Origin of the sequence: Bacillus cereus group sp. BfR-BA-01523 (assembly GCF_022662615.1) — a bacterium.
Taxonomy (GTDB): Bacteria; Bacillota; Bacilli; order Bacillales; family Bacillaceae_G; genus Bacillus_A; species Bacillus_A mycoides.
The window spans coordinates 331865-355574 of sequence record NZ_JAKUDX010000002.1; the positions used below are offsets into that span (position 1 = coordinate 331865).

Consider the following 23710-nt stretch of genomic DNA (forward strand, 5'->3'; position numbering starts at 1 on the left):
TGAAAATAGGGGTGGCATCATATGGAGCAAATTCCAGTAAAGAAAATAGAAGAAGTACTCGTTTTAGCAGGAGATGATAAACAAAAGCAAAAGGAATTTTATGAATTGCTCTTAACAACGGAGTTTTATGTTGCTGGTTCACTTGAAGCAGAAGACGGGGCAACGGAAGGAACACTTCGTTTGCGTCATTTCCAAGGAGAGGGTAGATGGATCGTTCCGTTCTTTACACAATTGAAATTTGTAAAAGATGTGTTGCCAGAAGGTACACCCCTTATTACGATACGTGGAAAAGAATTATTGGGTAGCATCGAGAAAGATGCGACAGCTGTATTAAATGTTGGAACAGATATGAGTAAAACATTTATTCCAGAAGAAATTGCAGAGATAGCATCAGGACGAATCTTTAATTATTATAAGTAAAAGGAAAAGCTTAGCAGCTTTTCCTTTTTAATTTGAACATGGAGTGGCTATACCAGAAGAAATAGAAACAGTTTTGTTAGTTGTATTTATTGTTGCTGTAGCTCCGAGGGGAATACCGATATTTGGACTTATATGTCCAATCGATAAACCGAATAACACAGGTATATTATATGGCGTGAAATATTCATATAATATTGTTTGCAATGATTGAGATGGCTTAGAAGGGTTGCAGTCGTGACAACTTGTAAAAATAACGCCGCTGCATTCATTAAACTGTCCAGATAAAAGTAGTTGATTTAACATCCGGTCAATGCGGTACGGTTCTTCACCAATATCTTCAAGCAATAAAAGTTTATTTGACGTATTTATCTCATAGGGCGAGCCAATTATACTTGTTAACACAGTTAAATTCCCTCCAACTAATGTGCCTGTGACTGTACATGGAGAGGTAGGTACGATACATTCTGATGCATATAAGATAGATGAATACGGATGGAATAGTTGATTGAAAGAAGATAAGGAGAGAGAATCTATACCTTTTCCTAATTCTTCAATCATTGGACCATGAAAAGTAACCAGCTCCGCATAACGTGAAAAGGCAGTATGTAAAGCCGTAATATCGCTATATCCCCAAAAAATCTTTGGATTCCGTTGAATGATTTCATATTGAATGTAAGGGAGGAGACGAGCGCTGCCGTAACCACCTCGTGCACAAAAGACTGCTTTGACCTCAGTATTTGTAAATGCTTCATGTATATCATCAAGACGAACTTGATCACTTCCAGCTAAATATCCATATTTTTCATAAACACTCTTTCCAATTATTACGGATAATCCCATCTCTTGTAATACTTTCACACCTTTTAATATATTCTCAAGTGTTGGTGGGCCAGACGGTGCAATAACCATTACTGTATCACCTTTTTGCAAAGCATTTGGATAAATCATTGTTCTCAGCCTCCTTCTCTTTCAATATATTCGCTTGAGCGAAAGTTCAATCCTTGTAAAAGAAGGGGAAAGCATGTCATATAAAGAAGGTATAGGGAAAGTAGGAGGGAAAATGATGTTTACAAGTCGAGTAATAGATATATTACAAATTAAGTATCCGATCATTCAAGCAGGTATGGCAGGAGCGATTACAACGTCAGAACTTGTTGCAGCTGTGAGTAATAGCGGAGGATTAGGTACGCTTGGAGCAGGGTATATGAGCCCAGAACAAATCCGTGAAGCGATTTATAAAATAAGGGAACTAACAAATAAGCCTTTCGGTGTTAATTTACTTTTAACGAAAGAGATACAGATAGAAGAAGAGAGGGTAAACGAGGCGAAAGTATTGCTTAGTGGAGTGAATAGAGAATTAGGTATAGAGGAAGAAAAGACTTTAAAACTTCCAAAAAGCTATAAAGAACAATTACAAGTATTATTAGAGGAAAAGGTACCAGTCGTTAGTTTTGCATTTCAAACGTTAGAAAAAGAAGAAATAGATGATTTGAAAAAGGAAGGGATAAAAGTTATCGGAACAGCTACCCATGTAGCGGAAGCGAAAGCACTTGCTAAGTTAGGGGTAGATATTATTGTCGGGCAAGGTAGCGAGGCAGGAGGGCATAGAGGAACGTTTATTGGGAAAGAACAAGATGCGATGATTGGTACATTTGCATTAATCCCGCAATTAGTAGCGGAAGTACCTCATATCCCGATTGTTGCAGCAGGTGGTGTAATGAATGGGCAAGGGCTTGTTGCGGCATTTGCGTTAGGGGCAGAGGCTGTTCAAATGGGATCAGCCTTTTTAACGAGTGAAGAAAGTATTACGCATGACGTGTATAAAGAGGCGATTTTACATAGTACAGATACGAGTACAACGGTAACCCGTGCGTTTTCCGGGAAATATGCACGGGGTATTCGTAATGAATTTATAGAGAAACATGAAGGAAGAGAAGAAAATTTACCGATGTATCCAGTGCAAAACGTATTAACTTCAAAAATACGTCAAGAAGCAGCGAAGCAAAATAAGGAAGAGTATATGTCGCTTTGGGCGGGACAAGCATCATCATTAGCACGAACGGAATCAGCTCAGCACGTAGTGAAACGTGTCATGAAAGAAGTAGAGAACGTAATTGAACAATTACAAGATGTATATAAAAAAAGACCACTTGAATAATTCAAGCGGTCTTTTCGTTAGTTTGCTTTATAAAATTGTTGGATAGCTTCGTCGATGTAAACCCAGCCTTTCCAACCTAAGTGCATATGATCTTTTAAGAAGTACTTATCATATTCATGATTTGAGAAATCAGCAATTGGATAGCCAGCTTGCTTAATTTGCTCACGAACTTTATTGTAGTATAATTCGCGTTTTTCTTTCGGGAAGCCAGCGTAATCATACCAAGGACCTTTTACAGGAACAGAAATGAAGAGCGGTTTTGCGCCAGATTGTTTTAATAAATCAAGTACAATTTGTAAATCTTCATATTCTGGTGATTGGTCATAAGCATCATTTTTTAAGTAACCTTCACGTTGTTTTAATTTCTTCTTAATTTTGCTATTGAAGTAATCATCTTCGATACCATATTCGTTAGAGCTTGATTCTACTGCACCTGTTTGATCAGCATGCTTACGAGCTTCTTCCCAGTTCATTTGTTTCAATGATGGATCAAGCTGTTCTTTATGCGGCTTAATATTAAACATAACTGTAAATAAATCTTTACGATCTAGAATGTTACGATAAATATAAGCGAAAGGTTTAGCAGCAAGTGCTTTTACTTTATACTTTGTATCATCGTAGGCGATACCTTCAAGCGAAATTTTTAATAAAGTTTCTTTTTTAACAATCTCAAAGTTTAATAAGCGTTTTGCAATTTGTTTTTTCATTTCAGGTTTTAAATCATCGTTGAAAATGAAGTGGTAACCTTGTTGTTTTGAAAAGTTAGGTGCAAAGTGTGTCTCATCAATACCTTGTGGTACAAACCATTGCGGAGAAAGAACGAATATCATTTTCTTATCTTTCAATTGATCCATTGTAGATGCGAAGTTTAATACATGTACAAGGTCTTGTGTTCCACCGCGCCCAAGTAGGAATGGTGTGAATCCTTCAGGCTTTACTTTGAAATAATTCGATGGATGGAAAGCATCCATACGTGCGAATTCCGATGAACCGTACATCGGAAGATATTTCGGGTCTGCTAACATCTTTTGCTGTAAAATCATACTTTGAATCTTTTCTTCTTTTAAAGAAGTCGCAGCTTGTTCTACTTTCTCATCACTTAAAAGTGGAAGTAGGAAGCGCGTTGGAATAAGTAAGAATACAGCAAAAAGGGCCAATGCTAAAAGCATCGGACCAAATTTTACTTTGTTCATCGGATTTCTTCCAACTTTTTAATAACCATATTTGGTGTAGCCCACTCATCGCGGTCAAAATCAGAAATAGAAACTTCAATCTCTAAACGCTCTTGGAATTCTACTAATAAAGATACTACAGCGAAAGAATCAAGAATACCTTCTTCAAATAATTGAACATCTAAGTTTTCTTTCACAATATCGTTTTCACATACTTCTTCTAAAATATCTAATACTTGCTCTTTGAATTCTGCCATTTTTAAAATCTCCTTTATATCCGAAATATATTATATGTGCAACTTCTTAATAGTATAAGAAGGGTGCATTAAAAGTATCTGTTAAGGTGTCCAGAGAAGATCAGGAAACCGAAACATACAACGTGGAACGTAATTACAATCGCAAGGACGTGTGTAAATTTATTGTTTGGCCAAAACTTATGCTTCTTGTTTTTTCGTTCGAAAATATCGAATAAAATAAACAGTGCGGCATGATATAGACCATAAATAACATACTGCGCAACAGCGCTTCCTTGGATGTGCCAAATTCCCATAATGAAAAAGTTTAAAAATGCACCGATATACGAAATTGTGTAACGGTTCTTAATTAACTTTTTCTTCGTTGCAAAAAAGACGAAACGCATGTAAATAAAATCACGGAACCAGAATGATAAACTCATGTGCCAGCGGTTCCAGAAGTCTTTAATGTTACGACTAAGGAATGGCTTATTAAAGTTTTCTGGAGTTTTAATTCCCATCATGTAACTGATACCAATTACGAACGCACTATAACCTGCAAAGTCAAAGAATAACTGCATGCTAGTAGCGTACATAAAAATCACATTAGATAAAAGTGTATCTTGATTGGCGAATACTGCCTTTACAAGATATGTTGTTATCAAGTGCGCGATTATAAATTTATACAGAAAACCTTGGAAAATACGGTTAATCCCTGTATATAGTAACTTTTGATATTCCTCAGCACTAGGCGGCTTTTGAATATCTTTTTGGAATCTACGGTAACGATCGATAGGTCCACTTGAAATCGCAGGGAAGAATAAAACGAATTCCCAGAAATTAAAGAAGGAAAGTTCTTTAATTAAATTATCACGAACTTCAAAGACCATCTGTACAGCTCTAAATGTTACGTAAGACATACCTGCGAAAACAATAAAATGCAATTCAGGTACAAACGGTGCGATTTTTGCCAAAATAAGCGGTAAAATCGATAAAATAACAGCTATACAAAACGTGAATGTACTATTATTTTGTTTTCTTAAAATTAAATAGCCTTTAATAAGGGCATATTGCCAAATAATAAATGCGGCTAACATGATTGCTTGCTTCGGTTTATCAGAGAAGATAATAACGAGCATTACTAATGTTAAAGCGGCATTATATTTACGCAACATTTTACCTTTTAATCCAGCTATGATAGTAGGTATTAATAAAATGCCTACTATAGCGAAAAAATAAAATGATCCATATGCGGTCATGCTGTAACCTCACTCAATAATTTTTTGCGATCTACCTTTCCATTTGGTGTCATTGGAATAGAAGATTGATACATGAATTTACGTGGAATCATGTAATTTGGTAATCGCTCATTGAGTTCTTTTTTGATTGCAGATGTTAATTTGAATTCTTTTTCAAACGAATGCTCTCCAGGAACAACAACCGCTAATAAGTAATCATATTTTTCACCTTTTTTAATTGGAACAACAACTGCACCTTCTACGTAAGAACACGCGCGAAGATGATGTTCGATTTCTTCTAATTCCATTCGATAACCATGAAGCTTAATTTGGAAATCAAGACGACCATTATAGAATAGAAGACCATTTTCTACATAGCCAGCATCACCTGTTTTATAGGCGCGCTCACCATCAATCATGGTAAATACTTTTTCTGTTAATTCAGGGCTTCCTAAATAGCCAACGCTTACGCTTGGACCGACAATTACGATTTCACCTTTTTCACCGTCAGGTGCAATTGTACCATCTTCTTTCATAATAAGAAGGCGACAGTCTGATTTACAGTAGCCAACTGGAAGTGATTTGTATTGATCAAGCACTTCTTCTGTAACGTGAATGCCTGTTACAGCAACAGTAGCTTCTGTTGGACCGTACGTATTCATAATTGCTGCTTTCGGGAAACGCTCAATTAATTTTCTAGCTACTTCATTTGGTAACACTTCACCACAGAATAAGAATGTTTTCATGTTTGGTAGCATACTTTCAGAGAAAGAGGCTTCCATTAAACACATTTCTGCGAAAGATGGTGTCGAAGTCCATACTTGTATATCCGATTGCTCTAAAGAAGCAAACAAGTCTTTTGGACGTGCAATCATATCTTTATCGATTGCCCAAAGTGTACCACCTGTTACTAATGATGGGTAAATATCCATTACAGATAAATCGAATGAGAAAGGTGCTTGGTTTAAGAATACTTGCCCTGTTTGTAAGTTGAAATCTTCTACAGCCCATTTTGTAAAGCTAACAAGACAGTTATAAGTAATCTGAACCCCTTTCGGATTACCTGTACTTCCTGATGTGTAAATAATGTAGAAGTTCTCATCACCTTTTACCGCATGTTCAGGATTTGGAGTATTCCCTTTATGAGTAAAGAAAATATCTTTTAAGTTATCTTCACTTGTAATGCGAACTGGTAAGTCCGTTACCGTTACTTCTGCCCCTGATAACAGTAATTTCGCACCAGAACTTTCAGCAATACGTTGTACACGATCAGCTGGAATAGATAAATCTACAGGAATGTAAGCATGTCCAGCTTTTACACAACCTAAAAAGTTAATAATCATTTCAGGTTGCATATGGCCATAAACCATAATTGGTGAACGATCATCTGGATACTCAGAAGAAATCCAATGTGCTAACGCATCAGAATCTTCCTTTAATTGTTTGTACGTAATTTTCGCATCTCGCCAAACAAAAGCGGTTTGATCAGGCGTTTCTACAGCCCACTTTTCAATTTGTTCTAATAACTTCATAACGTTCCCACCCTAAAATTCGTTGTAAATAAATGTACTTGTGTTTGTATCATGGAATCCATACAACCAAAGCAATGCAAATAAAATTGCAAGGTAATAAACCGTCTTTGCAACCCATTGTGTGAGTGGTTGAGACCATATCTCTTTTAATCTTTCCATGTCTTTCCCTCGCTTAATGAAATAATAGCTCTTTGTAGGTATCATGTCCTACATTATTGTGAAAAAAACAAAATCCCACATTTTAGGTAAAAATAAGTCAAAAGGCTCTTTTCTGATATTAGCACTAAATACTAAAAAAGAAAATCCCTAACTTAGCAATTATATTACATTCAGCATGAATTTGTAATGGGTTTGACATGTAAATAGGAAGTGGATTGTGAGAAGGCGGGAAAATATAATATTTGTTTTGTTATTCCTGAATTGGAGTGGGTTAATAATCACTGGGTACTTAGTACATTTTCAAGGTATAGAGCCTTTTAAAAGGAGGAAATTATCATGAATAGAGTGTGGAAGAGTCTTATTTCAGAAGAAAATATTATGAAATGGAGACGGCATTTCCATAAGTATCCGGAATTATCGTTTCATGAAAAAGAAACTTCGCAATTTATATATGATACATTATGCTCATTTTCTTCTTTTGAAGTAACGAGACCAACGAAGTACAGTGTACTAGCAATTAAAAGAGGAACGGAACAAGGGAAAGTAGTTGCGATTCGAGCGGATATAGATGCTTTACCAATTCAAGAGGAGACAAGGAAATCTTATGCGTCTGTGAATAAAGGGATGATGCATGCATGTGGGCATGATGCTCATGCAGCTATTTTGTTAAGTACAGCAGAAGCGCTATCAAATATGAAGGAAGATTTTGCAGGCGAAATCCGTCTGTTCTTTCAACACGCAGAGGAAGTGTATCCCGGTGGCGGACAAGAAATGGTGGAGGCCGGTGTTATGGACGGCGTCGATTATGTAATAGGTTTGCATGTTATGTCTGGATTAGAAAGTGGGAAGGTAGGAATTGTATATGGCCCTATGATGGCAGCACCAGACGTATTTACAATTGAAATTTTAGGAAAGGGTGGTCATGCGGCACGACCAGAAGAAACGATAGATCCTATTGCTATCGGAGCACAAATTATTACAAATTTACAACATATCGTATCAAGAAATACAAGTGCTTTTATGCACAGAGTAGTGTCAGTTACACAATTTCATGGGGGGATGGCCGATAATATCATCCCAAACAAAGCATCTTTAATGGGAACTGTTCGATCTTTTAATCAAACATTAAGAGAGGAAGCAAAAGAGAAAATTGAGCAAATTGTGAAAGGAATTACTGAAGCGCATGGAGGGGATTATACATATACGTATCGTTACGGATATGATCCAGTTGTTAATAATGAGTACATTACGAAAATAGTAGAAAAAAGTGCGATAAAATTGTTCGGAAATCAGCGTATTGTGCATCTTGAACCTTCTATGGGAGGAGAAGATTTTTCAGCGTATTTAAGAAAAGCACCTGGTTGTTTCATTAAATTAGGAACAGGGAATAAAAATATTGATACGTGTTATCCACATCATCATCCGAAATTTGATGTGGATGAATCGGCTTTAATTAATGGAGTGGAACTATTTTTAGAGACAACTATAAGACTACTAGAAACTGATAAAACATAAAAAAAGGCAACTGCACTCTATTGCAGTTGCTTTTATTTCTTCCGTCAGAGAGGGCTGAGAAAGAACTATGCTCATTTATAGTATATGAATAGCTAACGGACAAGCTTGTACATTTTAACTATTTTTAAAAAAATAGTTATTGACTTTGATAATCAATTTCAATTAATCTAATGGTATAATTGAAATTGATAATTATTATCAATGAAACAGATGAGGAACCTTAATGAGAAAAACATTTCACCTTTTACGAAGGGGATTAAAAAATAAAGATGTTGATAAGCATATTGAATGGCAACGAAATGTAATTCGTTCTGAATATGTAGATGAGAAGAGTACACTTCAAACAGAAAAAGAGATACAAGGTAAAAGGAGAGGTTCAGTTGAGTAAGTTAGTAATGATTTTTGCAAGTATGAGTGGAAATACAGAGGAAATGGCTGACCATATTGCGGGTGCGATTCGTGAAACAGAAAATGAGATTGAAGTAATTGATATTATGGATACACCAGAAGCTTCTATATTAGAGCAATATGACGGGATTATTTTAGGTGCTTATACTTGGGGAGATGGTGATCTTCCTGATGATTTTTTAGATTTTTATGATGCAATGGATTCTATTAACTTAACTGGTAAAAAAGCAGCTGCATTCGGTTCTTGTGATTCGGCTTATCCGAAATACGGGGTAGCGGTTGATATTTTAATAGAAAAGCTGCAGGAGCGCGGGGCAGCAGTTGTGTTAGAAGGATTGAAAGTAGAATTAACGCCAGAAGATGAAGATGTAGAAAAATGTTTACAGTTTGGAGCTGAATTCGTAAAACACCTTTCTTAATGGCAGAAGGGAGATGAAGAGCAATTGCATGAGAAAATCTCAATCAAAACGATGACAGATTACCATTTGTATGATTTTATGCGTTGTCCGCATAAATTTTATTTCCGTCATATAAAAAGAAGAGAACCTTCTTCATTTGAATGGCAACAAATAGCGCAAATGATTGTGAATCAAATTATTAATGAATATTATACGCTACCTGCGGGCCAACAAACGAAAATTGTACTTTTAATATTAATAGAAAAGTATTGGAAAAAAGTAAGGATTAATATGTTTGCTTCAAAGGCGGAGTACTATATTGTTTTAGCGAAGCTAACTGATCACTTATTACAGTTTGTTGAAAGGGATGATAGTCAGGCACCGCCGTTATTTTTATATGAGAAGTTTCAAACATATATGGAAGAGTTAGGTGTCCACATGTCATTGACATTTGAAGTTGGTGAGTGGAGTGCTGAATCGTTTGTAATTAAAAAGTATGTTGTCGATGCGGATGAGGAAATGCTTGCTCTTTGTCAGAAGCTAATGACAGTATTCAGTTATAAAGCTTTCGGTATTCTTCCAGGGAAAATTGAAGTTATTAATTTAATAGAAGGAACTAAGTATGAGTACATTCCAAAGCAGGAAGATATTATAACTGGAATGGATGATTTATTTAGAATGAAAGAAATGTTGCAGCAACCTGAGCACTATACAGAGCGTCATTTTCGTTCTGAGTGTATGAGTTGTGCGTTTCGTAGTGAATGCCAAAGGGAAGAAGTAAAGAAAGAAGCGAAGCAGAAGAAAAATATAGTACATTAAAGGATGCAATTTTGCATCCTTTTTTGTTATTGACATGAAAAGCTTTTCATCATTTACCGTATATTTGTAGCAGATTAATAAAGGGAGGAATAATCAATGAAAGATGAAATGGCAGTATTTCAATGGTTAAAAGAACAGAATGCTCCTTTTGGAATTCAACTGCAAATTTTACAGGCATTTCAATTGTATAAAGTTATTGTTGAAATGGATAAAAAGTTAATGATGTATGAGGAGAGAGAGTATAGGGAGCGAATTTAATCTCGTCCCTGTAGTATTGCTTTAAGCTGTTCTTCATTCTTCTTTAATATTATTTCGTTGTTTGTTTCAATGTTATAAATAAGGTTATGTAGTAAAGGGCTGTATTGATAAAAGGTAGTGATGCGGTGAATGAGTAATGGATCGCGTTGAGAAATAAGTGCACTGTATTGTTCATATACAGATGTAGTAAACTCACGACCGAAATCATAATATAGCCCAGCAAAATCAAAAGCGGGATCGCCAATTTGAGCATCTCCAAAATCGATAACACCTGAAATGGTTTTGTTCTGCGTATTAAATAAAATGTGATGATGTGTAAAGTCAGCATGAATGATTGTATTTTGAAAGGTAGATTTAGCTATATTGGCAAAGAAATTTTCGAATAAACGATTTAAGGCTGATTTCTGTAATGAAGTAAGACTGTTAGTAAGATATTGATTTAATTTTGTTTGTAGTTCTTTCCAGTAGGTAAGTGTTTTTTTGATAGGGAACCCTAGCGTTTCAGTACGTTTTAAAGGAATACTATGTAAAGCCGCAAGGAAAGTGGCTAATTGTGTAATGATTGCTTTCAATTCTTTTTTCTCTAGCTTGGTAACTATTTCGGTTGTTAACGGTTCACCATGAATGAGAGGATAATAGCTGTAAAATGGAACGGTATTACAATTATTCTTATACAATAAATGATACTTAGGAATCTCGATTTCTTGTAATAAATGAGAAAGAATTGTGCACAGTTCTTTTTCTAACGGAATTCGGTTTGCATATTCAAGTTTTCGTGGGAAACGAAATAGTAGTTCGTCATTTATAATAACCGTTATATTATCCCACCCTTCTTCATTTTGTATATATGAATGTATAGAAAGGTCTGGTAGAGCTTCTTTTATATATTGTTTGTAAGAGTCCATAATTGTTCCTCGTTTCTAAGTTAAAGGTAGGTTATTCTACTTTATGATATCAGAATTTTCTTTCTATATGTTAAAATATAACTATCATTAATGGAGGAGCGTGGGGTGCATTACGAAGAAAAGAATATTAATCATTTCTCTATGTATCGCTTTTGGATTGTTTTGGCCATATAAAGAGGAGGTTTTTGCCACCTTTAAACCGATAGATCGCTACGAGTTAAATAAGGAATTAAAGAACAAAAGTATAGAAACTTTAACTGATAAAGAAATGAAAATGATAGGAGAACACTTTGTGACAGCGCAACTAGCAGTGTTTGAGTTTAATAATAAAGAAGATGTGAAACGAAAAGGTGAAGAAATATTTGTAAATAGAGGGTATGAACAGTTAATAGAAAATTATTACCCAAACCGTTTTCGGGATTTAGAGTATAAATTTACAAACGAAGAGATACGTGAAGAGACAGATGAGAGTTTTCGCTATCATGCTGTAGCGTACGTTACTGGTATTGAAAATGGCAAGAGAAGTGAAATGAAATTAAATTATGACATGAAAATTGTAAAGGTTAATAATTTATTCATGGTGTTAGAACAAAAACAATATGTACAATAAAAAACCCTCTAGAAGCAGAGGGACTTTAAAGATTTTCATTTTGTTGACCAAGTTCTTTTTGAGCAATGTATAAATTTCCTTGCTCAACTTGTTTCAGTGTATGAACAGAATCTCCTGCATATCCTTTTTCCGTTTTCACAGTTCTTTTTGAACGATTTGAATCTTGTTTCTTCATATAATAGACCACCCTTCCTTAAAAATAGACGAAAATGATGAGCACGAGTAATACAGCTGCGAAAATGGTAATGCCCATTAAAAAAGAAGTATTTTTATATTTAGTTGGCTTATGTACATCTTGCCGATATCCAGGTGAAATTTCAGGGGCGAATTCTTCATCGAATGATTGTTTCTTTTGTTTTTCGTCCATATGTATCCACCTTTCTTTTTCATTATGTTACACGTTACAAGAAAAAATATGCATGAAGAAAACAGCCGCTATATCATTAGCGGCTGCTTTGTGTTGTATATTTTCTTTGTACTTGAAAGAGACGGATAAGCAGGAAGATTGCTCCAAATGCTAGACCGATAATAAGACCGATCCAATAACCTTTTGCTGCCCAGTCAGTATAAGTTGCTAACATGTAGCCAAGAGGTAGACCTATTACCCAATAAGCTATTAATGTCATAATTAAGGCAACATTTACGTCTTTATAACCACGAAGTGCTCCTTGTACTGGAGTTGCAATCGCATCTGAAATTTGAAATAAAATCGCGAATATAAGAAATTCTTTAGCTAAATGATGGACATTTGCATTTGTCGTATAAATAGAAGCAATTTCATCATCAAAGAAATAAAGAAGGATTGAATATAAAAGAGCGAAAGCAAGGGCTAACCCAATTCCGATAAATCCATATTGTTTCGCATTATTGTATCGTTTTGCTCCAACTTCAAATCCAACGGCTATCGTCATTGCCATTGCTAAACTTAAAGGAGTCATATATAACAAGGAAGCAAAGTTCATAGCTGCTTGATGTGCTGCTATTGTTGTCGTACTAAAATTACTCATCATAAGTGTTACCGCAGCGAAAATACTCGTCTCAAAAAAGATAGCAAATCCGATAGGGACGCCAAGTTTCAGGAATTCCTTCCAGATTGTAAAGGAAGGGCGGTATAACTGTTTAAAGATATTGAAAGAAGCGAAAGGCTCTTTCGTACGAATAATAATAACCGTAATAATTAAAATACACCAATAGGTTGCTGCAGAAGCGATTGCCGCACCAACACCACCGAGTTTTGGAAAGCCAAAGTGACCAAAAATTAATAAGTAATTTAATACTACATTAATTGGTAATGATAGTAATGTAATAATCATCGTTGTTCGAGTTTTCCCTAATGCATCAATAAATCCACGTAAAACGGTGTAAGTAAATAAAGGGATAATTCCAATCGCGATAATAATTAAAAATTGTGCTGCAATACGTTCCACGGGTTCTTCTAATTGCATGCCATTTAAAATAGGTGAAACAGCGAAGAATCCGATAAGGATAACAACGAAACTAGCACAAATTGCTAAATATACTGCTTGTATGACAATGTGGGGAACGTCCTCCTTTTTCTTTGATCCAACGAGCTGTGCAACAATAGGAGTAGTAGCCATTAAAATTCCTGTTAAGCCGGTACTAACGGGAAGCCATATACTTGTTCCGATAGCAACACCCGCTAAATCAATAGGACTCGCATGTCCTGACATTGTCGTATCAAAAAAGCTCATCGCAAATAATGACATTTGCGTTACAAAAATCGGGAAAAAGAGTAATAAAAATTGCTTTAACTTTTGTGAGAATGAATTAGTTTCTTTCATAAAATCCCCTTTCAACGTAAAAAACAAACTCTTATTATCATACAATTTAATCAAAAAATAGAAAAGAAATAAGCGTATACAACAAATGAAATCAATAAAAAAAGGATGCACTTTGAAAAGGGATAAGGTATTATGATAAGGTGTGAAAAAATTACATATGCGTTATTAAGGAGGCACTAATTGTGGCTGATTGGTTAATTGGATTAATCATGGGTGCTGTTGAAGGTTTAACAGAGTTTCTACCAGTATCATCAACAGGACATATGATTTTAACAGGACACTTAATTGGATTTGAAGACGATAGAGCGAAAGTTTTCGAAGTTGTTATTCAGTTGGGATCGATTTTAGCAGTTGTTGTTATATTTTGGAAACGTTTATGGTCATTGGTTGGAATAGGGAAAGTAACAGATGGGCCATCGTTAAATTTATTACATATTATTATCGGGATGATCCCTGCCGGAATTCTTGGTGTATTATTCCATAGTACAATTAAAGAAGTTTTATTCGGTCCAGGACCGGTTGTTATTAGCTTAGTAGTTGGTGGTATTTTAATGATTGTTGCTGAGAAGTTTTCAAAACCAAGTACAGCAAGAACGTTAGATGAAATTACATATAAGCAAGCATTTACAATTGGAATGTTCCAATGTTTAGCACTTTGGCCAGGATTTTCTCGTTCTGGATCAACAATAAGTGGTGGTTTATTAGCTCGCGTTTCGCATACAGCGGCAGCTGAATATACGTTCATTTTAGCGGTACCAATGATGGTAGCTGCAAGTGGCTTAGATTTAATTAAAAGCTGGGATATATTAAGCTCGGCTGATATAACGTTATTTGCAACTGGATTTATTACAGCATTCGTTGTTGCGTTGCTTGCAATCGTTTCATTCTTAAAATTATTAGCTCGTGTAAAACTAACACCGTTCGCTTACTATCGTTTCATTTTAGCTGCGGTATTCTATTTCTTCATTATGTAAGTATAAAATATCAGCAATACCCTATAGAATAGACACTTGAAAAAAAGTCTACACTGTAGGGTATTTTTTATAGAGAGAGAAAAATGAAACTTTTACCTTCAATTACTTGTATTTCACCATGTGAAATATGCCATAATGATTTCGTTATAATAATTTTAAGGAAATCGATAGGGTATTTGAGAGGAGCAATTTAGTGAGTTTTGCAATAGAAATAGTAATTCCAGCACCAATTGATGTTGTATTTGATTATGTACACAATGACGAGAAAATACTAGAATGGAGTACCTTTATGGTAGAAAATAGGTATCCTTCAAATATAGATGTTGAAAACCCTCGTGAAGGTGACAAATATATATCTGTGCAAAAGATGGGGAAGAAAATATATGAATTTGAGGCGGAAATTTTAGAGTATGATGAACCGTATATCGTTTCAGTTGGATGTGAGATGAAGCAAGGTTATACAGCTGCAACTTATATGTTAGAAGAGGATGAAGAAGGTACATCGCTTACTTTAATCGTAGAATTTGAACCGAAGAATTTTTTATATAAGATTATGTACAAGTTGACTGGGTGGATGACACGTGGAATATACATGGGTGAAATGGAACGTTTAGCAGCGTGCGTAGATGCTGTATATTCTCAGAAAAAAGGATTATAAAGTAGTAAAATAAAAAACCTGCCGAAATCGGCAGGTTTTTTATTTTACTACTTTCTCAATCATGCTTTCCATTACATGTTCCCAAAGAGAAGTATCATCAGCTAATGTAGCACGGAAATTAGCATACATTTCTTTTTGTTTCTCTTCGAATGTTGGATCTTCTTTTTCAGGTAATGTAGCGCGCATTGAAGTTACTAATTCTTGTACTTTTGGAGCGCGTGGTCCAAAGACGGCTTGTTCATTTCCATCTTTATCAATGAAAATAAAGATTGGAATCGCACGTGCTGTTCCGTTTGTTAAGTATTGATCCATTAACTCTAAGTTTTCATCGCGAATTAATAAACGCATATCAATATTTGCAACTTCAGAAATTCGTTTCATAACAGGTACACATAAAAGAGCGTCGCCGCACCAGTCAGCTGTTAATACGATAACGCGCCAGCCATCATTTTGACGTTCTTCTAAAACTGGAAGTAATTCATTTGGAATTAAAAAGTTATTGTAAATGTGTAGTAGCTCGTATTGGTTTACTTTCATTTCATTCACATATGTATCAAAGGACATGCCTTTATCAGCCCATTGTAGTAAGTTCATAAGTAACACCTCTTTAGTATGATTTATTTTTATTGTACCAATTTTTATATAGAAAAGCTTGTATTCTTACTCTTTCTTATCACTAAATAATTTATTTAGTGTGTAAAGGAATAGTGTGACGCATAATTCAGCTATGTTGGGCATTTGTACACTCTCTATCCAGTCATCGGCGGTATGTATGACAAACCAATCTAACGTAATTTCAATTATAGAGAGCAGAGCAATTGAGAGCCAATTGGGCACACTTGTCATCATTGGATGTAGGAGCACTTTAAAGAAAATGAATATAAAATATGTAATACCGTCTAATAAAAGAATGAGTAAAAAAAAGAGTAGTAGAGCTGTTCTTGATGAATATTCTATACCTGTAATATGAAAGATTCCTACATATACAAAAAATATAAATGCAAAGAATATAATGAGAATAAGAATAACAACACTAATAATAATAGTCTTATCTTTTAGACTGAGATTAGAAAGTTTGTCTTCTTCACTCATTGCCCCAACTCCTTTTTCTGGAAAATCAATTTCATTGTACCATGAAATATCTATTAAAAAACTACGAATTATGGGGAAATAAGGTGACAAAAAGTAAGATTTCGTGTAAAATTATTAATAAGGTTTTTATTTAACTAAATTAAATAAAAGGGGCTGTCAAAGTTGTCTCAAAATCGAGAACAATTAATGGAAGAACTATCGACAAATGTTTTTGCAATGTTTCGCACGTTGCGTAATGATATTGGAAAAATATTTGGTGGTTACATACCGTGGAATGAGTTCATTGTCCTTAGAATATTGAACCGTACGAATAAAGAAATGGTCTCACGTGTAGCTAATGAGTTAAATGTGTCGAATAGTCATATTACAGCTGTTACAGAAAAATTAATTAATAAAGGCTTTGTAACTCGTTCACGTTCTACATCAGATCGCCGAGTTGTATATTTAGAGATTACAGAACAAGGGAAAGAGTTAGTTGCGAAAATGGAAGGTGAGAAAAAGAAATATTTACAAGAAAGATTTTCCGCACTTTCAGAAGATGAAATGGATATAATGATATCTATTTCTAAAAAACTTATTTAAATAATTACAAATAAGAAAACGCTTACCTAATTAAAAAGAAGACCTTCCTCATATATGGAAGGTCTTCTTCTGTGTGTAATAGATGATAAAAAATAAAATGTGTATGAAAAAAGATAGAGCGCCATACTACTAATAAAGGAAGGAGGGAGAAATATGACGAATCGTAATGGTAGTCAAGGGAGTGGAAATCAAGGTTCACCAAAATCAGGGCAATTCCAGCAGGAGTTTAGTACTGAATTTGAAACGGGAAATGATAATAAAGGAAAAGAATATCGTTCGAAAAAAGGAAGTAAATCAAAAAAGGAGTGAAATGATTCACTCCTTTTTTGATTTAAGATGCTGCAGATTGATCCGTATTATATTTTTCTTCTGATTTTGCAACAATCATTGCACAAATTGCATCACCGGAAATATTTACAGCAGTTCTAGACATATCTAGAATGCGGTCAATACCGATAATTAAAGCAATGCCTTCTACTGGTAGATTTACTTGATTTAAAACCATCGTAAGCATTACTAGTCCAACACCTGGTACACCTGCAGTACCGATACTAGCTAGTACAGCAGTTAATACGACCATAGCTAATTGTGGTAATGTAAGTTCAACGCCGTATACTTGAGCGATAAATACAGTTGCTACCCCTTGCATAATAGCAGTACCATCCATATTAATCGTTGCACCTAGTGGTTGTACAAAAGAGCTTATCGCTTTTGGAACTCCAAGTTTTTCTTGGGCGGTTTTCATGGCAAATGGAAGGGACGCATTAGAGCTAGATGTACTAAACCCAATTGCCATTACCGGACCGAAATGTTTAAAGAAACGAATAATACTTTCTTTGGCTAGTACCTTTAATAAGCCACCGTATACGAAGACACCGTGAATAATGAGTACCAACATAACGACAATCATATACTTGAACATCGCAGCGACGCCTGCAAGACCCATTTTACCAACGGACGAAGCGAGCAACCCGAATGTTCCGATTGGAGCTAATTTCATGACGAGATTAACAAGATACATTATTAATTCGTTGCCCTGTTCAAGTAATGAATGGACACCTTGAACTCGTTTTCCTAAAACAGCTAAACCGAGTCCGATCAATGCGGCAAAGGCAATAATTTGTAGCATGTTCCCATCAGCCATCGCTTTTGCTGGATTATCTGGCACAATATTCAGCAATGTATCAACGAAAGATGTTTCAGTTTTTGCACCTTCATACTTAAGCCCGTCTGTTTTAAAGTTACCGCCAGCTCCTGGTTTTATGATAAGTGCAAATGTAACTGCAATAGAGATAGCGACAGCTGTTGTTACGAGAAAGAATGAAATTGATTTTAAACCAATTCTTCCAAGTTGTTTCGGATCTCCAAGACCAGCAGCCCCAAGTACGATAGAAATGAACACAACAGGAACAACTAGCATTTTAATAAGGCGAATAAACAGTTGACCAAGTGGATTGAACGCATATTGATTCAATGGCTCAAAAATAGATGGAGCAGCTAAATTTAAAGTGAGTCCGACAACTAGACCGAGAAATAATGCAATTAAGATTGCTTTTGTTTGTTTCAATAAAACCCCCCTTTTGTTTTTGTAAAATTGCTTTCTAAATTAATTATACCGAAAAAATACCTATTTCGACAATATTTTCTGAATATTTAGTATAAAACTGTCTGTTTCAATGTATATAGTCCAGTTTTGCTGAAATATGTGGAAAGAATACATTTATGTATTTGGAAAAAAAAATAGACCATCACATGATGGCCTAGGGAAGGGGACAATTTATATCAATTTAATTAGGGATGGAAGCTATTCAAAGACACTGGGGAATGTCTTATAAATTAGGGAGGAACAGCTTCGATACATATACTATAAAAGATAGATGTGAACATAGAGTGAAAGAGAGAGGGAGTTTTAAGTAAGAAGAAAGAGAGAATAAAAAAATAAGACCATCACATATAGGATGGTCAAAGGAAGGGGACAATTTATGTCAATTTAATTAGGGATGGAAAGCTGTTCAAGACACTGGGGAATGTCTTATAAATTAGGGAGGAACAGCTTCGATACATATACTATAAAAGGTGGATGTGACCTTGGTGTGAACATAGAGTGAAAGAGAGAGGGAGTTTTAAGTAAGAAGAAAGAGAGAATAAAAAATAAGACCATCACATATAGGATGGTCAAGGGAAGGGGACAATATATGTCAATTTAATTAGGGATGGAAGCTATTCAAAGACACTGGGGAATGTCTTATAAATTAGGGAGGAACAGCTTCGATACATATACTATAAAAGGTGGATGTGATCCTCGTGTGAACATGGAGTGAAAGAGAGAGGGAGTTTCAAATAAAAGATAGAAAGAATAAAAAAATAAGACCATCACATATAGGATGGTCAAGGAAGGGGACAATATATGTCAATTTAATTAGGGATGGAAAGCTGTTCAAGACACTGGGGAATGTCTTATAAATTAGGGAGGAACAGCTCCGATACATATACTATAAAAGGTAGATGTGACCCTCGTGTGAACTTGGAGTGAAAGATATGGGAATTTGAAAAGGGATAAAATAGTTGTTGTAAGAGTCATAGTATAAGTGGAGATATAATAGAAAATATTCTTTTGTAAAACGATAGGAGTCTGAATATAAATAAAAGTTGAAATCTATGAAAAAAAGGATTATGCTCAACTATATTATAAGAATATAAGGTTTATCCCGCTACTTGTAGGCTCTTAAAGAGTCTTTATTTATGAGGGGATAAAAGCTTCACTTGATAAAGGGAGTTAGTGATATGGAAGTAGCAAAAAAACAAGGGTTGTATAATCGTTTTATACGATTGAATCCACCACAAATTTTAGCATTAGGCTTTTTTTGTTTAATTGTGGTCGGAGGATTGTTATTAAAGTTACCGTTTGCAACGAAAGTACATATTAGTTGGGTAGATGCTTTCTTTACAGCTACGTCGGCAGCGACTGTAACCGGTTTAGGTGTTGTAGATACTGCGAGTACGTTTACGATGTTTGGTGAAATTGTTATTATGTTTTTAATTCAAACGGGTGGTCTCGGTCTTATGACGATAGCCATTTTAATTGTTTGGGTATTAGGGAAAAAAATTGGTTTACGCCACCGATTATTAATTGGAGAAGCATTTAATCAAACAAATATTGGTGGTCTTGTGAAATTAGTAAAACGTGTTTTTATTTTTTCTATTTGTATTGAGCTAATTGGAGTTATCTTTTTATCGATTCGCTTTATTCCAGAGTTTGGTTTTGGAAAAGGTTTATACTATAGTATTTTTCACGTTATTGCGTCATATAATAATGCCGGCTTTGCGCTTTGGCCAGATAATTTAACAAGATATGTAGGAGATCCTATTATTAATATTGGGATTTGTTCTTTAATTGTAATAGGAGGGTTAGGGTTTACGGTATTAATTGATATATGGTATAGCCGTAGTTTCCGAAAATTATCACTGCACTCCAAAATCATGATTGTTGGAACGATAGCACTTAATGTTATTGCGATGATTGTGATTTTTGTATTGGAATATAATAATGTGAAGACTTTGGGGCACTTATCTTTAAATGAAAAATTATGGGCTTCGTTCTTCCAAGGAATTACACCTCGTACAGCTGGTTTTAACACGGTAGATTATGGGGGGATGGAAGAGTCATCGATACTATTTACAATGGTATTAATGTTTATTGGTGCGGGAAGTGTATCGACAGGCGGTGGAATTAAGTTAACGACATTCGTTATTTTAATTACATCAGTTCTTTCTTTCTTTAGAAAGAAAGAGGATTTTGTGTTGTTTCAGCGTACGATTAAAATGTCGACAGTAACGAGAGCGTTAGCAATTGTCGTTGCTAGTCAAATACTTATTTTTACAGCGGTATTTGTATTAATGCTTACAGAAGACTTCAGTTTTATTCAGTTATTATTTGAGACAATTTCGGCGTTTGGTACAGTAGGGTTAACAATGGGGATTACTGCGAAGCTATCGGCGTTTGGAAAATGTATTATTATGTTTGTTATGTTTTGTGGATTAATCGGACCGTTAACACTTGTGTTCTCTTTGGCACGACCAGCAAAACAAAAAATTAAATATCCATCAGAAGATGTATTTACAGGATAAGGTATCCCGCATAAAGCGAGATACCTTTTTCTTTTTAAAAAAGAGAGAACAATAAACCAATAAGCGCCACTCGGAATAAAATCGCAATGAGTGCAGCGATACCACCCACAATGGCAGCGGTACCGCCAGTTACAGTAGCCCCGCGATTATAAGCGTAAATACCAAGTAGAACAGACACAAGACCAAATAGTGTTGGGAATGTGAATAATGATAATATTGCTAAGGCAAGAGCAATGAAACCAGCAGTCGATCCAGCTGCAGACGATCTTACATCATCGTTATCTTTATCATCATAATCGATACGCTGTGGTGCAACTTCAGCTGCGTATTCTTCTTTATAATCACTATCTATTCGATCTCTTTTTTTATATTCATCAAATTTCTCAGTCAAAGTAAGGACTCCTTTCATAACAAGGTTCAATAGTAGTATGTTTCTCTTTACTGTTTTTATCCCGCTATTTGCGAGCAGTAAGACTCCCACCTCAAAATTTGGTTGGAGCCCTGCGGCTCGTGAACGCCCGATTGGTGTGGGCTAATAATCAGTGGGGATGAACAAAGCCTCCACTGATTAAAGTTTCACTTTATCTGAACTTGTACAGGGAGTAATATCCAATTGGAAAGTGGAAAATGTTTTTTCAAAACAGGAAAACTTAGTATGACTTCCTCTATTTTGGAAAGTATAAAAAAGAATAATGAGGAAAGGGTGTAGTACATAATGGAACATCCAATTGAAAATTTAATGAAAACAGCAATGACAAATTTAAAAGAGATGGTAGATGTAAATACGATTGTTGGAAGTCCGGTTTCAACAGCTGACGGAAATGTAGTATTAACAGTATCTCAAGTGGCTTTTGGTTTTGGAGCTGGTGGAAGTGATTTTAAAGGTGATTTTATTTCCGAAAAACATAACGGCGGACAAGGGCAGCATAAAGAGAACAAGCAAAGTCATCCATTCGGAGGCGGAAGCGGGGCTGGGGTTTCTATTAGCCCAGTTGCTTTTTTAGTAGTTGGTTCTAACGGTGTGCAAGTGTTGCATCTCAATAGTAGTACACATTTAATTGAAAAAGCGTTAAATACTGTGCCAAGCACTGTGGATAAATTTGTGAATGGTCGCCAAAAGTGAACTTGCATTTTTTAGGAATTATGATATATTAGAAAAAGTGCGCTTTATGACGATCGGAATAATTGAACTATAAATATATATGATGTGTGGAATAAGGGAGAGGAATTTATGATTAATATCAAAAACTTAGTAGTTGGCTTATGTATGTTAGTAAGCGGTTTTGTTGTATATGTAATAAAAGAAAAAGCTCCATTCTAAAACAGACAAACCGTTAATGTCTGTTTTTAATTTGTAAAAAATGTTGACAAGTTATTGTATTGGTGTTAGAATTTTAATTCGTGTCTCGGTTAAAGCTAGTGTAAAGTAAATAAATCTTATGAATATAATACGAAAAGTTTGCGAAAGATCGGGTAGTCTTACCAACAACTTTTGTGAACAAACCCTATAAATTGTATATGTAAGCTTTATATGTATACTAGTGAATCAAGGAGCGGTCAGTGGAACCGTAATGATGAGAGAGAGGTAGGGCTTTCATCCAGTATATGTTACTTTCCCGTTAGGTGAATATAAAAAAGAGGGCTCCTTTTGAAAAGGAGCCCTCTTTCTATAAATAAATTGAAACTATAATCAGTGGGACCATTCCATTCCCTTTACATGTTAGCTCACAAATAATGTGATAAAAATGATTAAGTGCGGTTTTCAACTTGCTGACAAATTTCATCTGTTGTTAAACCATGTGCTTTAATTACAGATCCTTTTATCGATGTATCTGCAATGCCCATCATATTAGAATCTTGCCCGGTTACAACGCAACAATCACACCCATGTGCATCATTTTCAGAGTTAAGTGAAACGACTTCATGTCCTTGTTGCTGAAGAGCTTGTTGAACATCTGTTAAAGAGTTCTCAACACCAATTCTAGCCATAATTTTCACCTCCTACCATCTAGTTGCTAGTATGCTCAAGTCCATAGCATATATTTATGAAAAAATGGTAGGAAGAGAATATTTGTTTAGTCGTTATATACACCAGTAAGCATTTGACTAACGAATTGATCATTTAATGTATCTTGTGCTGAGCTGTTATTAGACTGAATATCGATTGAAGCTGTGTAGTTGTTATGTTTCCTACTATTTGGTTCTACTTCAACGTAATTATTGAATTTACAAAATCCTTTCGTATCCATTAGATCAAATAGTTGTAGCATTTCTACTACCTCTTGTCTCGTTCCTTTAATTTGTACACACGCCATTGTTATTTCCTCCTTCAATTTGACAAATTGTTTTTTAAAAATAGGATTATGATTACTAAATGAAAAATATGAATGTTATTTTTAGACAGCGTTATTTTTGTTATTTTCCCCCTTTTTCACCAAAAGTCGTTGTATATTCCCGGATTTATAAAATCGGACGTCCGTTTATTGAATACAATAGATTCGTATCAATTGGCGAAAACCCTTCTTTTAAACAAATATTTTTTTAGTAGAATTTGACGAAAAAATTTTTTTGACTTTTTTGTAAACGTTAACAATGTTATTAAATCAATATAAACAAAGATGTACGTACGATTAAAAATTAAAAATTTTC

Annotated in this window: 31 protein-coding genes; 15 read left to right on the forward strand and 16 right to left on the reverse strand. The window is 35.0% G+C overall.

The window, feature by feature from the left end; genetic code table 11:
- Positions 1–21 precede the first annotated feature (21 nt).
- Positions 22–420: an SseB family protein gene (locus MR066_RS06090; protein ID WP_002011614.1), complete on the forward strand. Its 399-nt coding sequence runs from the start codon at positions 22–24 to the stop codon at positions 418–420.
- Between the two features lie 27 nt (positions 421–447).
- On the opposite strand, the gene MR066_RS06095 is transcribed toward MR066_RS06090, so the two are convergent.
- Positions 448–1368, reverse strand: a complete 921-nt coding sequence (locus MR066_RS06095; RefSeq protein WP_242246228.1) for a S66 peptidase family protein — start codon at positions 1366–1368, stop codon at positions 448–450.
- A 73-nt stretch (positions 1369–1441) separates the two neighbouring features.
- Between MR066_RS06095 and MR066_RS06100 the strand changes: the two genes are divergently transcribed.
- Complete coding sequence (locus tag MR066_RS06100) at positions 1442–2578, forward strand: NAD(P)H-dependent flavin oxidoreductase (RefSeq protein WP_242246229.1); 1137 nt, start codon at positions 1442–1444, stop codon at positions 2576–2578.
- Between the two features lie 17 nt (positions 2579–2595).
- On the opposite strand, the gene dltD is transcribed toward MR066_RS06100, so the two are convergent.
- From dltD to MR066_RS06125, 5 genes are all read right to left on the reverse strand, one after another.
- Positions 2596–3771, reverse strand: coding sequence for a D-alanyl-lipoteichoic acid biosynthesis protein DltD (dltD, locus tag MR066_RS06105; RefSeq protein ID WP_201066543.1), 1176 nt, complete (start codon positions 3769–3771; stop codon positions 2596–2598).
- Entirely contained in the window at positions 3768–4007 is a 240-nt protein-coding gene (dltC, locus tag MR066_RS06110) for a D-alanine--poly(phosphoribitol) ligase subunit DltC (RefSeq protein ID WP_002011622.1), read from the reverse strand. The genes dltD and dltC overlap by 4 nt, the downstream gene beginning before the upstream one ends.
- A 68-nt stretch (positions 4008–4075) precedes the next feature.
- Positions 4076–5242 (reverse strand): D-alanyl-lipoteichoic acid biosynthesis protein DltB, encoded by a 1167-nt coding sequence (dltB, locus tag MR066_RS06115; protein ID WP_201066545.1) that lies wholly within the window; start codon positions 5240–5242, stop codon positions 4076–4078.
- Positions 5239–6753: a D-alanine--poly(phosphoribitol) ligase subunit DltA gene (dltA, locus tag MR066_RS06120; protein WP_002086765.1), complete on the reverse strand. Its 1515-nt coding sequence runs from the start codon at positions 6751–6753 to the stop codon at positions 5239–5241. Before dltA ends, dltB begins: the two co-directional genes overlap by 4 nt.
- A gap of 12 nt (positions 6754–6765) precedes the next feature.
- Positions 6766–6912: a teichoic acid D-Ala incorporation-associated protein DltX gene (locus MR066_RS06125; RefSeq protein WP_002011626.1), complete on the reverse strand. Its 147-nt coding sequence runs from the start codon at positions 6910–6912 to the stop codon at positions 6766–6768.
- A gap of 336 nt (positions 6913–7248) precedes the next feature.
- Between MR066_RS06125 and MR066_RS06130 the strand changes: the two genes are divergently transcribed.
- The 5 genes from MR066_RS06130 to MR066_RS06150 all read left to right on the forward strand — a co-directional run bounded on the left by MR066_RS06130 (position 7249) and on the right by MR066_RS06150 (position 10310).
- On the forward strand, positions 7249–8427 hold the full coding sequence (locus tag MR066_RS06130; RefSeq protein ID WP_242246230.1) for an amidohydrolase: 1179 nt from the start codon (positions 7249–7251) through the stop codon (positions 8425–8427).
- Between the two features lie 223 nt (positions 8428–8650).
- Positions 8651–8815, forward strand: a complete 165-nt coding sequence (locus MR066_RS06135; protein WP_002011628.1) for a hypothetical protein — start codon at positions 8651–8653, stop codon at positions 8813–8815.
- Positions 8808–9254, forward strand: coding sequence for a flavodoxin (locus MR066_RS06140; RefSeq protein ID WP_002086759.1), 447 nt, complete (start codon positions 8808–8810; stop codon positions 9252–9254). The genes MR066_RS06135 and MR066_RS06140 overlap by 8 nt, the downstream gene beginning before the upstream one ends.
- A gap of 24 nt (positions 9255–9278) precedes the next feature.
- Complete coding sequence (locus MR066_RS06145; RefSeq protein ID WP_002140953.1) at positions 9279–10052, forward strand: hypothetical protein; 774 nt, start codon at positions 9279–9281, stop codon at positions 10050–10052.
- A 96-nt stretch (positions 10053–10148) separates the two neighbouring features.
- Positions 10149–10310: a hypothetical protein gene (locus MR066_RS06150; protein ID WP_002086757.1), complete on the forward strand. Its 162-nt coding sequence runs from the start codon at positions 10149–10151 to the stop codon at positions 10308–10310.
- Here the strand turns inward: MR066_RS06150 and MR066_RS06155 are convergent.
- Complete coding sequence (locus MR066_RS06155; RefSeq protein ID WP_242246231.1) at positions 10307–11215, reverse strand: aminoglycoside phosphotransferase family protein; 909 nt, start codon at positions 11213–11215, stop codon at positions 10307–10309. The two genes, MR066_RS06150 and MR066_RS06155, sit on opposite strands and share 4 nt — an antisense overlap.
- Positions 11216–11315: 100 nt before the next feature.
- Here MR066_RS06155 and MR066_RS06160 point away from each other — a divergent pair, with 100 nt between their 5' ends.
- Positions 11316–11825 carry a biotin transporter BioY gene (locus tag MR066_RS06160; RefSeq protein WP_242246232.1) on the forward strand — a complete coding sequence of 170 codons (510 nt, stop codon included), beginning with the start codon at positions 11316–11318 and terminating at the stop codon, positions 11823–11825.
- A 25-nt stretch (positions 11826–11850) separates the two neighbouring features.
- On the opposite strand, the gene MR066_RS06165 is transcribed toward MR066_RS06160, so the two are convergent.
- The 3 genes from MR066_RS06165 to MR066_RS06175 all read right to left on the reverse strand — a co-directional run bounded on the left by MR066_RS06165 (position 11851) and on the right by MR066_RS06175 (position 13627).
- Positions 11851–12000: a hypothetical protein gene (locus MR066_RS06165; protein WP_000743737.1), complete on the reverse strand. Its 150-nt coding sequence runs from the start codon at positions 11998–12000 to the stop codon at positions 11851–11853.
- An 18-nt stretch (positions 12001–12018) separates the two neighbouring features.
- Positions 12019–12192 carry a 2-isopropylmalate synthase gene (locus MR066_RS06170; RefSeq protein ID WP_242246233.1) on the reverse strand — a complete coding sequence of 58 codons (174 nt, stop codon included), beginning with the start codon at positions 12190–12192 and terminating at the stop codon, positions 12019–12021.
- A gap of 76 nt (positions 12193–12268) precedes the next feature.
- Positions 12269–13627 carry an MATE family efflux transporter gene (locus tag MR066_RS06175; RefSeq protein ID WP_002126252.1) on the reverse strand — a complete coding sequence of 453 codons (1359 nt, stop codon included), beginning with the start codon at positions 13625–13627 and terminating at the stop codon, positions 12269–12271.
- A gap of 182 nt (positions 13628–13809) precedes the next feature.
- Between MR066_RS06175 and uppP the strand changes: the two genes are divergently transcribed.
- Together uppP and MR066_RS06185 are read left to right on the forward strand one after the other, a co-directional pair.
- Complete coding sequence (gene uppP / locus MR066_RS06180; RefSeq protein WP_002011643.1) at positions 13810–14601, forward strand: bacitracin resistance undecaprenyl-diphosphatase; 792 nt, start codon at positions 13810–13812, stop codon at positions 14599–14601.
- A 193-nt stretch (positions 14602–14794) separates the two neighbouring features.
- A complete protein-coding gene (locus MR066_RS06185) occupies positions 14795–15259 on the forward strand; it encodes an SRPBCC family protein (RefSeq protein WP_002126258.1) in 465 nt (154 codons plus the stop codon).
- A gap of 39 nt (positions 15260–15298) precedes the next feature.
- Here MR066_RS06185 and MR066_RS06190 read toward each other — a convergent pair whose 3' ends face one another.
- Positions 15299–15886 (reverse strand): thioredoxin family protein, encoded by a 588-nt coding sequence (locus tag MR066_RS06190; RefSeq protein WP_078175613.1) that lies wholly within the window; start codon positions 15884–15886, stop codon positions 15299–15301.
- Between the two features lie 33 nt (positions 15887–15919).
- Positions 15920–16351, reverse strand: a complete 432-nt coding sequence (locus tag MR066_RS06195) for a regulatory YrvL family protein (RefSeq protein WP_242246234.1) — start codon at positions 16349–16351, stop codon at positions 15920–15922.
- Positions 16352–16513: 162 nt separating this feature from the next.
- On the opposite strand from MR066_RS06195, the gene MR066_RS06200 reads away from it, so the two are divergent.
- Both MR066_RS06200 and MR066_RS06205 read left to right on the forward strand, forming a co-directional pair.
- Positions 16514–16933, forward strand: coding sequence for a MarR family winged helix-turn-helix transcriptional regulator (locus tag MR066_RS06200; RefSeq protein ID WP_002064429.1), 420 nt, complete (start codon positions 16514–16516; stop codon positions 16931–16933).
- Between the two features lie 153 nt (positions 16934–17086).
- Complete coding sequence (locus tag MR066_RS06205) at positions 17087–17242, forward strand: hypothetical protein (RefSeq protein WP_002011733.1); 156 nt, start codon at positions 17087–17089, stop codon at positions 17240–17242.
- Positions 17243–17264: 22 nt separating this feature from the next.
- On the opposite strand, the gene MR066_RS06210 is transcribed toward MR066_RS06205, so the two are convergent.
- Positions 17265–18500: a dicarboxylate/amino acid:cation symporter gene (locus MR066_RS06210; protein ID WP_242246235.1), complete on the reverse strand. Its 1236-nt coding sequence runs from the start codon at positions 18498–18500 to the stop codon at positions 17265–17267.
- Positions 18501–19717: 1217 nt separating this feature from the next.
- Here MR066_RS06210 and MR066_RS06215 point away from each other — a divergent pair.
- A complete protein-coding gene (locus tag MR066_RS06215; protein WP_002140965.1) occupies positions 19718–21061 on the forward strand; it encodes a TrkH family potassium uptake protein in 1344 nt (447 codons plus the stop codon).
- A 34-nt stretch (positions 21062–21095) separates the two neighbouring features.
- Here MR066_RS06215 and MR066_RS06220 read toward each other — a convergent pair whose 3' ends face one another.
- The gene (locus MR066_RS06220) at positions 21096–21470 is read right to left on the reverse strand and encodes a hypothetical protein (RefSeq protein WP_002011728.1); all 375 of its coding nucleotides are present in this window, start codon (positions 21468–21470) and stop codon (positions 21096–21098) included.
- A 306-nt stretch (positions 21471–21776) separates the two neighbouring features.
- Here MR066_RS06220 and ytfJ point away from each other — a divergent pair, with 306 nt between their 5' ends.
- The gene (ytfJ, locus tag MR066_RS06225) at positions 21777–22184 is read left to right on the forward strand and encodes a GerW family sporulation protein (protein ID WP_002030645.1); all 408 of its coding nucleotides are present in this window, start codon (positions 21777–21779) and stop codon (positions 22182–22184) included.
- Positions 22185–22292: 108 nt separating this feature from the next.
- Positions 22293–22382 (forward strand): hypothetical protein, encoded by a 90-nt coding sequence (locus MR066_RS06230; protein ID WP_000608225.1) that lies wholly within the window; start codon positions 22293–22295, stop codon positions 22380–22382.
- Positions 22383–22810: 428 nt separating this feature from the next.
- Here MR066_RS06230 and MR066_RS06235 read toward each other — a convergent pair whose 3' ends face one another.
- Complete coding sequence (locus MR066_RS06235; RefSeq protein ID WP_002011725.1) at positions 22811–23050, reverse strand: YkuS family protein; 240 nt, start codon at positions 23048–23050, stop codon at positions 22811–22813.
- Positions 23051–23136: 86 nt separating this feature from the next.
- Positions 23137–23376: a DUF3911 family protein gene (locus MR066_RS06240; RefSeq protein ID WP_002140966.1), complete on the reverse strand. Its 240-nt coding sequence runs from the start codon at positions 23374–23376 to the stop codon at positions 23137–23139.
- Positions 23377–23710 lie beyond the last annotated feature (334 nt).

What these genes read in the sequence shown, in the direction of transcription:
- MR066_RS06090 (WP_002011614.1), top strand. Translation starts at nt 22, where the DNA reads ATGGAGCAAATTCCAGTAAAGAAAATAGAAGAAGTACTCGTTTTAGCA.
- MR066_RS06100 (WP_242246229.1), top strand. Translation starts at nt 1,442, where the DNA reads ATGTCATATAAAGAAGGTATAGGGAAAGTAGGAGGGAAAATGATGTTT.
- ytfJ (WP_002030645.1), top strand. Translation starts at nt 21,777, where the DNA reads ATGGAACATCCAATTGAAAATTTAATGAAAACAGCAATGACAAATTTA.
- MR066_RS06150 (WP_002086757.1), top strand. Translation starts at nt 10,149, where the DNA reads ATGAAAGATGAAATGGCAGTATTTCAATGGTTAAAAGAACAGAATGCT.
- MR066_RS06095 (WP_242246228.1), bottom strand. Translation starts at nt 1,368, where the DNA reads ATGATTTATCCAAATGCTTTGCAAAAAGGTGATACAGTAATGGTTATT.
- MR066_RS06135 (WP_002011628.1), top strand. Translation starts at nt 8,651, where the DNA reads ATGAGAAAAACATTTCACCTTTTACGAAGGGGATTAAAAAATAAAGAT.
- MR066_RS06205 (WP_002011733.1), top strand. Translation starts at nt 17,087, where the DNA reads ATGACGAATCGTAATGGTAGTCAAGGGAGTGGAAATCAAGGTTCACCA.
- MR066_RS06230 (WP_000608225.1), top strand. Translation starts at nt 22,293, where the DNA reads ATGATTAATATCAAAAACTTAGTAGTTGGCTTATGTATGTTAGTAAGC.
- MR066_RS06235 (WP_002011725.1), bottom strand. Translation starts at nt 23,050, where the DNA reads ATGGCTAGAATTGGTGTTGAGAACTCTTTAACAGATGTTCAACAAGCT.
- dltD (WP_201066543.1), bottom strand. Translation starts at nt 3,771, where the DNA reads ATGAACAAAGTAAAATTTGGTCCGATGCTTTTAGCATTGGCCCTTTTT.
- MR066_RS06125 (WP_002011626.1), bottom strand. Translation starts at nt 6,912, where the DNA reads ATGGAAAGATTAAAAGAGATATGGTCTCAACCACTCACACAATGGGTT.
- MR066_RS06220 (WP_002011728.1), bottom strand. Translation starts at nt 21,470, where the DNA reads ATGAAAGGAGTCCTTACTTTGACTGAGAAATTTGATGAATATAAAAAA.
- MR066_RS06215 (WP_002140965.1), top strand. Translation starts at nt 19,718, where the DNA reads ATGGAAGTAGCAAAAAAACAAGGGTTGTATAATCGTTTTATACGATTG.
- dltB (WP_201066545.1), bottom strand. Translation starts at nt 5,242, where the DNA reads ATGACCGCATATGGATCATTTTATTTTTTCGCTATAGTAGGCATTTTA.
- MR066_RS06170 (WP_242246233.1), bottom strand. Translation starts at nt 12,192, where the DNA reads ATGGACGAAAAACAAAAGAAACAATCATTCGATGAAGAATTCGCCCCT.
- MR066_RS06195 (WP_242246234.1), bottom strand. Translation starts at nt 16,351, where the DNA reads ATGAGTGAAGAAGACAAACTTTCTAATCTCAGTCTAAAAGATAAGACT.
- dltC (WP_002011622.1), bottom strand. Translation starts at nt 4,007, where the DNA reads ATGGCAGAATTCAAAGAGCAAGTATTAGATATTTTAGAAGAAGTATGT.
- MR066_RS06175 (WP_002126252.1), bottom strand. Translation starts at nt 13,627, where the DNA reads ATGAAAGAAACTAATTCATTCTCACAAAAGTTAAAGCAATTTTTATTA.
- MR066_RS06240 (WP_002140966.1), bottom strand. Translation starts at nt 23,376, where the DNA reads ATGGCGTGTGTACAAATTAAAGGAACGAGACAAGAGGTAGTAGAAATG.
- MR066_RS06155 (WP_242246231.1), bottom strand. Translation starts at nt 11,215, where the DNA reads ATGGACTCTTACAAACAATATATAAAAGAAGCTCTACCAGACCTTTCT.
- MR066_RS06130 (WP_242246230.1), top strand. Translation starts at nt 7,249, where the DNA reads ATGAATAGAGTGTGGAAGAGTCTTATTTCAGAAGAAAATATTATGAAA.
- dltA (WP_002086765.1), bottom strand. Translation starts at nt 6,753, where the DNA reads ATGAAGTTATTAGAACAAATTGAAAAGTGGGCTGTAGAAACGCCTGAT.
- MR066_RS06165 (WP_000743737.1), bottom strand. Translation starts at nt 12,000, where the DNA reads ATGAAGAAACAAGATTCAAATCGTTCAAAAAGAACTGTGAAAACGGAA.